The organism is Novosphingobium sp. (assembly GCF_041915465.1).
GTDB lineage: Bacteria > Pseudomonadota > Alphaproteobacteria > Sphingomonadales > Sphingomonadaceae > Novosphingobium.
The window spans coordinates 1-2,672 of the sequence record NZ_JAYSBK010000181.1; the positions used below are offsets into that span (position 1 = coordinate 1).

Annotated in this window: 2 protein-coding genes; one reads left to right on the forward strand and one right to left on the reverse strand. The window is 65.4% G+C overall.

The features are described from left to right. On the forward strand, positions 1-537 hold a 537-nt coding region (locus ACE3SN_RS16715), incomplete at its 5' end, for an ACT domain-containing protein (RefSeq protein ID WP_374531946.1). Positions 538-600: 63 nt separating this feature from the next. On the opposite strand, the gene katG is transcribed toward ACE3SN_RS16715, so the two are convergent. After that, on the reverse strand, positions 601-2,672 hold a 2,072-nt coding region (katG, locus tag ACE3SN_RS16720), incomplete at its 5' end, for a catalase/peroxidase HPI (protein WP_374531948.1).

Genomic DNA, 2,672 nt, shown 5'->3' on the forward strand with positions numbered 1-2,672 from the left:
ACGATCCCCGGCACGATGATCGTCTCGGACGAGGAACTCGAAGGACTCGAAATGGAACGCCAGCTGATCACCGGCATCGCTGCCGACAAGAACGAAGCCAAGATCATCCTGACCCGCGTGCCGGACCGTCCGGGCGCCGTGGCCACGATCTTCTCGCCGCTCGCGGCCGCGAACATCAACGTCGACATGATCATCCAGAACGTCGGGCGCGACAAGGGTGAGACCGACGTGACCTTCACCGTGCCTTCGGCCGACCTGCTGCGCGCGCAGACCCTGCTCGAAGCGCAGAAGGAAGCGATCGGCTTCAACCGCATCATCACCGACGGCAAGGTTGCCAAGGTCTCGGTGGTCGGCGTCGGCATGAAGAGCCACGCCGGCGTTGCCAGCACCATGTTCCGCGCGCTGGCCGATCGCGGGATCAATATCCAGGCAATCAGCACCTCGGAAATCAAGGTTTCGGTGCTGATCGACGAGGACGAGACCGAACTCGCCGTGCGCGTCCTGCATTCGGCCTATGGGCTCGACGCCGAGGACTGATCGATCCAAACCCCGCCCCCGGCAATCCGGAGGCGGGGCTGTTTTGCCTGGCTATCGGAGCGATCAGTTCAGATCGAACCGGTCGGCATTCATCACCTTGGTCCAGGCGGCCACGAAGTCGCGCACGAACTTTTCGCGCGCATCGTCCTGCGCATAGAGCTCGGCATAGGCGCGCAGGACCGAATTCGAACCGAATACCAGGTCGACACGCGTGGCGGTGAACTTGGCCTTGCCGGTCCCTCGTTCGACCAGTTCGTAGAGGTTCTCGCCCTTGGGCACCCAGCGATAGGCCATGTCGGTCAGGACCACGAAGAAGTCGTTGGTCAGCGCGCCGACCCGGTCGGTGAACACGCCGTGGCGCGAGCCGCCGTGGTTGGTGCCGAGCACCCGCATCCCGCCGATCAGCACGGTCATCTCCGGCGCGGTCAGCCCCATCAGCTGGGTCCGGTCGAGCAGCAGTTCCTCGGCCTTAACGACATAGTCCTGCTTAACCCAGTTGCGATACCCGTCGTGGACTGGCTCGAGCACGGCAAAGGAATCCGTGTCGGTCTGCTCGGCGCTGGCATCGCCGCGGCCCGGCGCGAAGGGCACCGTCAGGTCGAACCCGGCGGCCTTGGCCGCCTGCTCCACGCCGACATTGCCCGCCAGCACGATCACGTCGGCCAGGCTTGCGCCGCTTGCCGCCGCGATCGGCTCCAGCACGGCCAGCACGCGGGCCAGGCGCTCGGGCTCGTTCCCGGCCCAGTCCTTCTGCGGGGCAAGCCGGATGCGCGCGCCATTGGCGCCGCCGCGCATGTCCGAGCCACGGAAAGTGCGGGCGCTATCCCAGGCCGTGGCAATCATTTCGGCACCGGTCAGGCCGCTTGCCGCGATGCGCGCCTTGACCGCGGCCACATCGTAATCGCGCGAACCGGCAGGCACCGGATCCTGCCAGATCAGGTCTTCGGCCGGGACGTCCGGCCCGACATAGCGTGCCTTGGGCCCCATGTCGCGGTGGGTCAGCTTGAACCAGGCGCGGGCGAAAACCTGCGAGAAATAATCCGGATCAGCGCGGAACCGCTCGGAAATCGCGCGGTATGCGGGATCGACCTTCATCGCCATGTCGGCATCGGTCATGATCGGATTGTGACGGATCGATGCGTCCTCGACATCGACCGGGCGGTCTGCCTCGGCAATGCTGACCGGCTCCCACTGCCAGGCCCCGGCCGGGCTCTTCTTCAGTTCCCATTCGTGGCCGAGCAGCATTTCGAAATAGCCGTTGTCCCACTTGGTCGGGTGCGTGGTCCAGGCCCCTTCGAGCCCGCTCGTCACCGCATCGCGCCCGATGCCGCGACTGGTATGGTTGTTCCAGCCCAGGCCTTGCTCGGTAATGTCGGCCCCTTCCGGCGCAGCACCGAGCAAGCCGGCATCGCCATTGCCATGCGCCTTGCCAACGGTATGTCCGCCCGCGGTCAGCGCCACGGTCTCCTCGTCATCCATCGCCATGCGGGCAAAGGTTTCACGCACGTCATGAGCGGTGCGCTGCGGGTCGGGCTGACCGTCAACGCCCTCGGGGTTGACGTAGATCAGCCCCATCATCACCGCCGCCAGCGGGTTTTCAAGGTCGCGCGTCCCCGAATAGCGGCTGCCTTCGCTGCCGGTGGGGGCAAGCCATTCCTTTTCGGATCCCCAGTAGACGTCCTTTTCGGGGTGCCAGATGTCTTCGCGGCCAAAGCCGAAGCCGAAGGTCTTGAGGCCCATCGATTCATAGGCAATCGTGCCCGCCAGGATGATCAGGTCGGCCCAGCTGACGGCATTTCCGTACTTGCGCTTGATCGGCCAAAGCAGGCGCCGCGCCTTGTCGAGGTTGGCGTTGTCGGGCCAGGAATTGAGCGGGGCGAAGCGCTGGTTGCCGGTGCCCGCGCCGCCGCGGCCGTCCGCCGTGCGATAGGACCCGGCGGCGTGCCATGCCATGCGGATCATCAGCCCGCCGTAATGACCCCAATCGGCCGGCCACCAATCCTGGCTGTCAGTCATCAACGCCGTCACATCGGCCTTGAGCGCCGCGATATCGAGCGACTTCAACGCTGCGCGGTAATCGAAATCGGGATCGAGCGGATTGGTCTTGCGATCGTGCTGGCTGAGGATGTCGAGGT